This window comes from Trinickia sp., from assembly GCF_051954495.1.
GTDB lineage: Bacteria > Pseudomonadota > Gammaproteobacteria > Burkholderiales > Burkholderiaceae > Trinickia.
Genome location: NZ_JBQCHR010000084.1, coordinates 1 through 8954, shown reverse-complemented (window position 1 = coordinate 8954; position 8954 = coordinate 1). Strand labels below are relative to the sequence as shown.

Genomic DNA, 8954 nt, shown 5'->3' with positions numbered 1-8954 from the left:
GATGTCCTGTCCAGCGCTCGCTGACATATTGCCCAGCGCCGACGTCGTGTTCGCACCAAGGTCGATCGACTTCGCGGCGTTTATCGCCAAGTCAGTGCCTGACTCCACTACGCCGGCATTGCTCAATGACCCCGACGTGCTCGTCAACGTCATGCTTCCATTGGACTGCACCGTCCCTGCGATCGACGTGTCCAGCGCGGAGGTGATGCCGAGCCCTGCCGACGAAGCAAGGGTGCCGGCGACCGACGCAGAGCCCACCGCGCTCAATGTCGCGTTGGCGTGCGATGTCACGGACCCATTGATCGCGATGTCGCCGCCGCCCGCATTGCCATCGGCAATCACCGACAAAGCCGCGTTCGCCTGAACGTTGTTCAGTTCAGCGGAGTTCGCGGCATGAAGCCCTACATTGTTCGCTTGAAGCGAACCGGAGATAACAACGTCGTGAGACGCCGCGACCGTCGCATCGCGGCTGAAACCGCTGGCGCCTCCCAGGGTGACGTCGTGACCTGCGTTAAGCACTGCACCGCCCTGACCCGCGAGCGTGCCGCTGTTCACGACATCCCGGCCAGCCATTAAGGACGTATCGCCGCTCACGGTCGTCGCACCGCTCAGCGCAATGTCCTCGCCGGCGGTAGTCGAAAGCTTGCCGCCGCTGTTGATCGTCCCGTTCGATTGAACATCACCTGTCGAGGCGGCCACCGTCAGATCGCCAACGGACTGCACTGTGCCCGTGTTCGCAATCGTCACGTTTCGCTGCCCCGTGACGTTCACTTGTGCACCGCCGGCCAACGTCCCGTTGACGATCACGTCGCGCGCGGCGTGCACGCTCGTCGCCCCCACCGCGGCTGCCGGGCCGTGAAAGCTGACATCCCCGCCGCCCGCGTTGCCGTTCGCCACCACGGAAAGCGCATCGCCGGCCTGCACGCTCGAGAGGGCCACCGAGTTCGCCGCCGTGATCTGCAGCGCGTTGGACAGAATCTTTCCGGTCACCGATATGTCTTGCCCACCGGTGAGCGAGCCGCTTTGACCGAAAGCGATCGAACCTGCGCCCGTGATGTCGCCTTGCGCGTTCAATGCGCCGTTGCCCTGTGCGATGAATACACCAGGCACATCGATACTGCTCGCCGAGATCGAGGCATCCGTGCCAATCAGCAACGACCCAGCGACGCCAAAAGCGCCCGTGGCGTTGGCGTTGAGCGACGTCCCACTGGCGAGCGAGCCGCCGACGGCGATCGCTCCCCCGGCCGTCAACGTCACTGCACGTTGAGCCGTCGATTGCGCGTTGATCGCGATGGTTTGTCCCGCGGATAGGGCGAGGTTGCCCACACTGTTGACGTTCGCATTCGAGGTAACGTTGCCGCTGGTTGCGATCAACGCGATGTCACCCGACGTCTGCAATGCAGCGTTGAGGTTCACATCTCGCTGCGCCCTCGCCTGAAACGTATTGCTCGCCGTTTGACCGTTGACATTGATATCTGTTGCCGCCTGCACCGTCGTTGCGCCGGCTACGATGCTCGTGCCGTTCAGCGTAATGTCGCAGGAGCCGCCGGAGCCTTGCGTCGTCAGCGACAAGCTGCCGCCGCTCTGCAGATCACCGGTGGTGATGCTGGCGCCGCCTACCATCGTCATGTCGCCGGCCGACTGAGCGTTCGCCACGTTGATGTTGCCGCCCGCCGTAAGCGATAGGTTCGACTGCGACTGAATGGTGCCCGTGGACGTCACGTCACCGCCCGCCGACAGCGTGTATCCGCCGATACCCAATCCCGTCCCCGACAACGCCGCATTACCCGCGCTCGTAATCGTCACGTTCTGCTGCGCCGCGTGATTCCCGACCGTCAAATCCCCGTCCGAAGAAAGGGTCAAGTTCCCCGCGTTGGCCGCTAGCGCCCCGTCCGTGCGAACGCCCATGCCTTGCGCCGTGCCCACAACCGAGATCTGCCCCGCCGTCATCGCGCCGAAGCTCGTGGCGTCGATGACATAGCCTTGCGTTGCATTGCCGATCGAGGCGAGCGTATTCGCGCTCGAGTTCGCTTGCGTGGCGTAGGTTGTGCCTGTCGCGTCCGAGGCGCTTGGGCTCACCACCTGATCGCCCGCGATCACGTTGATCCGCGTGCCGGCATACAGCGGCGCGTTGATCCCGACCGTCTCGCCGATCAAATCGATCGTGCCGACCGTGCCTTCGATCCCCGACCCCGGTCCATTCGTGCCCGCGTTCCCTTCGATCTGAATGTGGCCGCCCTTCACGTCGTACGCCACCGCTTGGGCATTCGTGAAGTCCGTTTGCGAGCCGCCGATCGACGAAAGGAATCGCGGCGTACCCGTGGTCAGCGTCACGCCTATCGTGTTCGTGAAGCCCGCGCCTCGCACCGCGATCCCGTTCGGGTTCGCGATGATCACCGTGGCCGGCGCACCGAACACTTCTAACGGTCCATTAAGCACGCTTGCGAACGCACTGCCGGTCGAAGTGACCTGGTTCACGATCACACCAGCCGTGCGGCCGCTCAGGTTCGGGTTAGCCGCAACGTTGCCGCCCGTAAGCGTCGTGCCGCCCTGCAGGCTGTTGTTGAGGATCAACCCGACCGGGTCGACGTTGAAGCTTTGGTACTGGTTGAGGGAGATACCCGCCGAATTCGGCGCCGTGATGTTGATCACGGGCACGCCGCCGCCCGCTCCCGTCGATTGCGTGATCTTCGGTTGGAATGAAAGCGGCGCTGTCGGATCGACGATCGCACCCGCCTGCGCTGTTTGCATCGCAAAGCGAACGCGCAGGGAAGCCAGGTCTTGAATCACACGCCAGGCTTGGTCGTCTAAACGACGACTGCCTGCCGCGAGCACACCGGCCGCTGCGCGGCCTTGCTCGACCGTCACCGTGATCGGGCCGACGAATAGGGTAGCCGCAACGAGCGCACTCACCGTGCGTTGCCAAATGCGATAGGAACGCGATGCCCGTTCGGCACCTCGCTCGTCCGCTCGCAATTGCAGTTGCTCACGCGCTGCGCGCGCTTGTTCCAGCTGTTGCCAGCTACCCCGGGTCGGCCTGTTCATCGTTTTTGTACCAGCGATTCGTTTTGTTTTAGCAGTCGCCTATCGTCATCGAGCCCACGAACGCGGGCTCGACACCGCGTATCGATCAGCTTGCGCTAGTCGGTTTTTGCGGGGCGGTGGGAGCCGTCGGCAGCAGATCCTGCGCTCGAACTTTCGGATGCCCCGGTTCGAAAACCCAAGCCGATGGGATGGTCCCAGCAGTCTGCCCACCGCTGTGCACGTATCCGCCCAAATCGTCGATCACCTCCGACGCCTCCCAGCCGATGATCTTGGTGGAGATCACCGCGTCGTCATTGAACATGCGAATGTCGCTGGAGTTGGTCCAGTAGACCGACCCGCCGCCGCCATAGATGATCACGGGCGCCGTGACGTGCACTTTGCGCATCATGTTGCGATCGAAGCCCGTTCCTCGAACGAAGTCCTTCTCCGGCGGGAGCGACCCCGTTATCGCCGCCGGAATGATCATGAAGTACTTGTACCCGTGCTGTTGCGTCACTTCGGCGCAACGGTACATAAAGTACTTGTGGACCATATCCTTCGACGTATAACCATTCCCAGAGAACTGAACGTGATAGGTTTGGTCGTCGACCTGCTTGCCTGTATAGCCGCCCGTCAGCCCGACAGCCTGATACGGCGTCGCGCAACCGGCCAATGCGGTGATCGCAGCCAACGCACAAATGGAAACCACCCGTTTCATCGTCATTTTTTACCCCGTCGGCCTACTTTTATTAGAAATTCGAACTCGGCGACAGCAACTCGTATGGATTACTGCTCGATATGCGCGCTCTTGACCAAATCGGTCACCACCTGCGCCGTCGCCTTCGCCACCGCGACTTGCTCGAGCTCCTTACGAAGCTGATCCTTCGATTGATCGAACGTCGGAATCTGCGTCGGCCGCATTTGATCGACGCGCAGGATCCAGAACGCATCCCCCACTTGCACCGGCGTGCTCGACACCGCGCCCTGCGGCAATTTCACGAGCGCTTCGGCAAGCGGCTGCGGCCATCCTTGCGTCTGCCCTTCGGTAATCGGCGTCTTGAACGACACCCAATTGAGCGAGCCGCCTTGCACAGCGCTCGGCGCTTGGCTGTATTGCTTCGCGAGCTGGGAGAAGTCGGCCCCCTTCTTCTTCAGTTGCTCGAGCACGGTCTGCGCCGTCGCGGCGTCCTTTACGACGATCGCGCTCGGCTTGTATTCGTTCTGACCGAGCGACGCCACGATCGCGTCGTACTTCGCCTTCACGTCCGCATCCGTCACGGGCACCGGCTTCACGGCGTCGCGCAAATACGCCTGCATCATCAGCATCGTTTTAGCTTGCTCGAGGCTCGCCTTGACGTCGGCATGCGTGTCGTAGTGCTGCTTCTGCGCTGCCTGACGGAACAGCTCGCGTGCGATGAGCTCGTTCTTCATCGCCGCACGCAGCGCGGGCGAATCGGGCTTGCCGGATTGACGCACCGCGGCGTCGACATCCGTTTGTGCAATTGACACACCGTTGACGCGCGCAACGACGCCCGCGGGCAGCAATGCTCCAGCGGACGAAGCCGCTTGTGCCGTCGCGGGCGCGCTCTGCTTTTGTGCGGCGAACGCCGGCGCGATGATGGCGGACAGCACGACGGCTGCGGCTACACCTCGCACGAAAGCCGTGGTCCGGTTGCCTTGATTGATTTCGTTTTGCATCGTATGACCCTGTCTATCGGTTGGATGTTGAAGACGCCATGGAGCGCAAGAACGCGCCTTAGGTCGCCCAATTCAATGTGAAAAGCAACACGCGCGATTTCGGCCCGAGCGCGGCGGGCTGCAGCAGTGCCTGCCCTGCGAGCACCTCGCCCGAAATCGACTGCGAATGAAACGTCCACTGCACGCGGGCGCCGACGCCCACGCCGGCCATCGACGGCCATCCCCCTTGTGCAACGAGATGCGCTTTGCCGCCGTCGAGGAACACATATGGCTCCCAATGCGCGTCACGCCAAGCAGGCGCATTCGACCAAACCCATTCGTTTCGCAGATAGAAGCCGCTATCGCCGCTGACCGCGGCCTGCGAGAAGCCGCGCACGGTATCGCTTCCGCCAAGGAAGATCTGCTCGTTGCCGAAGAGCGCATCGTGGCTGTACTGCCCGTTGAGCGTCCCGCGATATGTCCAATCGGTTGGACCGATACTGCCGAGCGGCAGCTGTAGCGTCGCGTTCCAATCGGCACGTATGAACTGCGAATGGGCTTCCGCTTCGCCGATACCGTGCTCGTCATGTGACGCGGCGAGCCACGGCAAACCTTGAGCGATGCCGAATTCGGCCGTTAGCGCCGCCGGTCGATTGTTCGCCGCGAAATGCCACAGCCCCGACAACGCCAAACGAAAAACCGTCAAGTTCGCCGGTGCCAGGTCGAGATCGTTGACGTTGCGTTGAGTGCTGAGCTTGGTCAGCGTGGCGTCGACCGACAAGCGCGAGGTGGCCGAGCGCGCGACGACATCGTTCCAGCCCAAGATCTGGCTGAAGGTGCGTCCGTAAAGCAGTGCGGTATCGCCGATCAACTGCTGGTATTCGGACACCGACGTCGTGTAGCTGACGGTCTGGAATCCGAACGGCACCGCCGCCGACAGCACGACCGCATTCGTATCGGTGCTGCCGACATACGAGAGTCCCAACGACTCCTGAAAACCCAGCACGTTGTCCGCTTCGGCGCCGCCTCGATAGCGGAGCTTGCCTGTGGACGGATCGCCGTAGTTGTCCACGCCGAGGTTGTAGTTGAAGCGTGACCCGTACGGATTGGTGATCGCCACAATCGAATCGCCGGCCGCCTGCCCCGGCAGGATCTGAATTTGCGCCTGATTGCGCCGCAAGCGATTGATTTGGTCGACGCCTTGCTCCAGATCGGGCAACCGCAACACGTCGCCAACGCCTTCCGGAAAAGCCCACGCCGTGCCTGCATCCGTAACCAGACCACCGCCCTTCGTGTTAGGTAACCCGCTCTTGGGCAACGCAGGTGCGGGCCTGAGCGGCGCGCCGTTAAGCATCATCGCTTCGATGCGGCCAGGCACGATCGTCACGGCTAACGTGCCTGTCGCAAGATGCTGAGGCGTACTCAGATAAACGCGCGTCGTGATGTACCCGTGGGCGATGTAGGCCTCGGTCAAGCGACGCAACAGCAGATCGATTCGATTACGGCCCAAGTGCTTGCCGATGAAGGGCCGCGTGACATCATCGAGCTGCGCGTCCGACAGCACTTTTACGCCGGAAAACGCGATGCGATCGATCAGGAACGTCGGACCCGGATCGGGCAGCGATTCCACGTCCGCGCCTTCCGGCAGATTCGGCGCAGCCGGCAACGTCGTTGGGCCGGCTTCGATCTGCGCCGGGGCCGCGTTCAGGTCTCGCTGCCGCTGGCGCGCGCGTTCGTCGTCGAGCAGCCGCTGCCCAGGATCTTGCACCGTCGGCAACGGCGGAGCAGCCAGCGGCGGAACAGCCGGTTGCACCGGACGCGGCGGCGGCACGGTTTGCGCGGCGGCCTGGCAAGCCGGCCACGCTAGAGCCAGCGCCATCGACAATCGCGTGAGTGCCGCGGCTACAGACCTATCCACGACACCAATCCCAAATGACCGCCAATCGTCACCGGCGTACGTTGCGGCGGCCGGATCGTGACGATGCCATTCGACGCCGTGACGCCGTGGGCGCCGGAGAACGAACCGCCATCGACGATACCTTGCCCGACGAGCGTGACCTGGCCCGACGCGGCCGAGAACAGCCCGCCGTCATCGGCGGCATAGATGGCCGCCCAGCTATTGCCGAACCATGCCTTGAGCCCGAAGTCGCGATTGTAGGCGGTATAACCCGTGACGCCACGTGCGGTTATCGTGGGCGCGCGCAAGGTCAGGTTGCCGCTGTACGAGTACACGAGCCCACCGACGTTGAGCACTTGTGTTCCCGCCGAGATCGAAATGTCGCCATTGGCTTCGATTGCGCCGCCGAACGGCTGCACCGTGCTCGACGCGCTTTCATGACAAAAGATGAAACACGATTGGTGGTACGAGGCTTGCCCTGTGAAGACGGCCTGATTGACGAATTGCTGTTGCGCCGCAATCGTCACCTTACCGTCATTCGTGCTGATGGTGCCGCCGTCGTTCGTGATGTTGCGGCCTGTCAGCGAGATATCGCCGCTGCCGGCGAAGATGTACGACTGCTGTGTGGGCGCTTGCAGTGCGCCGTAGTCCACGGATAAGCCGTTGTCGTTGGCGGTGAAGATCAGAAAGCGGTGACCGTGGTCGGAGTAGCTCGTCGGTTGCCCGCCGTTGATCCCGGTTGTGTGGTCGATGATGTTGTCGATGTCGCCGCCCGCTCCGATCGTCACACCGTTGTTCGATTCGATACGCGCATTGCGATTGACGACGTTGCCGCCGGCATGGATCGACACATCGTCGTTTTGACCGTAGACGACACCCAGTGTGGTTGGCTGCGTCGTATCCGATGCATTCGTTACGTTGCCCGTGGCCGACAACGTCACCGCACCGAGCGAATCGTTGTTGCCTTGTATGCGCGTCGCACCTTGAAGCAGGCTGCTCGTTAGGGACAAGTCTCCCGTGCTCTGCATCACGACGCCGCTGTTGCCGGATACGACCGTCGACCCTTGCACACCATCGTTCGCCACGGTCACGCCATTCGCCTTTGCGACGATCGAGCCTCCCGCGGCAAGGTTCGCGGCTGTCAGCGAAAGCGCGCCGCTGGTTTGAATCGACGCGTTGCCTGCAACCTTTACGGTGCTTGCGCTGAGCAGTTGCACATCTCCGGCCGCCGTCAACGTGAAGTCGCCCGCATTGGCAAGCAGTGTCCCCGCGCTGCGCACGCCTGCGCCAAGATCGGTGGCGACGAGCTTGATGCTGCCCGCGGTGATGCTGCCGGCCGGTTCTAAGTCGATGGCTATGGCGTTCCGATTCGTGGCTTGGGCGTTGGCGAGCGACAGCCAATCGTTGTTGTTATCGTCGGGCGAAACGCCGGTGTTGAGCGTGGCTTGCGAAGTACCCGCTACCGCTCGCACGTAGGCCGTCGACGACGAAAACGAATTGGTGACGGGACCATTCAACTGAATTTGCTTTGCGATCAGTTCGAGCCCGATGAGCGTGCCCGCAAGGCCATCGTGCCCAATGGTGATCGTTCCGCCTTGTGTGTTGAGCAGGACGTTGCGTTGAAACTGGCCGGGCGCCAGCTGGACATCGGAGAAGCTCACTTGGCCTGTCGTGAGCGCGACGTGCCCTGTGTTGACGAACGAGCCGCCGTTGACGGTGATGCCGTTCGGATTGGCCAGCACGACGTTCGCACGCGAGCCAGAGACAGCGATCTCGCCTTCGATCAAGCTCGGGTTCGTGCTCGTGACCTGGTTGACGATCGTGCGGGCGTTCGCGCTCGAGTTGTCGAGCGTCGCGCCTGCGCGGCCGACGTTGAAATTCGAATAGGTGTTGTTCGACACGCCGTTGACGGACGGCGCGATCGATACCGTTTGCCGGCCGTTGCCCGCTGTGGTGACGGCCGTGTTCGTGCCGCCGTCGGCGACGATGCCCGGTGCTGCGCCCGCTTGCGCGGCGCTTGTCAGCAAGAAGGCCAGCAACGTGGCCGTTTTTAGATGCCGGCCAGCGCGCAAAGACAGCGCTAGCCTCGATTCAACGGTCTTACCCGTGAACCCCGCACGGTGTTTCCGTAATTGCATTTTGGTCTGTATCGCCGATGCGTCACAGCCGCTTCAAGGCGGTCTTTGCGCTCGGCGCTCTCGTTCATTGTTTCACTGCTCCGCCTCGGATACCCATCGATTGGGACCGCGGCGGCACCCCTCGGAACCGCGTGGCGGATCGTATCAAGATTCAACCGATGAATCGATTTGAAAAATCTATCGGGGGGTTGCTAGGGAGGCATAGGTGGGGTGGGGGG

General features: G+C 62.5%; 5 protein-coding genes. All 5 read right to left on the bottom strand.

The window, feature by feature from the left end; all coding sequences use genetic code 11:
• Window positions 1-2913: beta strand repeat-containing protein (locus ACTHNR_RS11850; RefSeq protein ID WP_440547811.1), on the bottom strand; the 2913-nt coding region annotated here is incomplete at its 3' end.
• A gap of 217 nt (window positions 2914-3130) precedes the next feature.
• Window positions 3131-3748: a CC0125/CC1285 family lipoprotein gene (locus tag ACTHNR_RS11845; RefSeq protein ID WP_440547810.1), complete on the bottom strand. Its 618-nt coding sequence runs from the start codon at window positions 3746-3748 to the stop codon at window positions 3131-3133.
• A 62-nt stretch (window positions 3749-3810) separates the two neighbouring features.
• A complete protein-coding gene (locus ACTHNR_RS11840) occupies window positions 3811-4722 on the bottom strand; it encodes a peptidyl-prolyl cis-trans isomerase (RefSeq protein ID WP_440547809.1) in 912 nt (303 codons plus the stop codon).
• A 58-nt stretch (window positions 4723-4780) separates the two neighbouring features.
• Window positions 4781-6580, bottom strand: a complete 1800-nt coding sequence (locus ACTHNR_RS11835) for a ShlB/FhaC/HecB family hemolysin secretion/activation protein (RefSeq protein ID WP_440547808.1) — start codon at window positions 6578-6580, stop codon at window positions 4781-4783.
• A 23-nt stretch (window positions 6581-6603) separates the two neighbouring features.
• Window positions 6604-8736 carry a two-partner secretion domain-containing protein gene (locus ACTHNR_RS11830; RefSeq protein WP_440547807.1) on the bottom strand — a complete coding sequence of 711 codons (2133 nt, stop codon included), beginning with the start codon at window positions 8734-8736 and terminating at the stop codon, window positions 6604-6606.
• Window positions 8737-8954 lie beyond the last annotated feature (218 nt).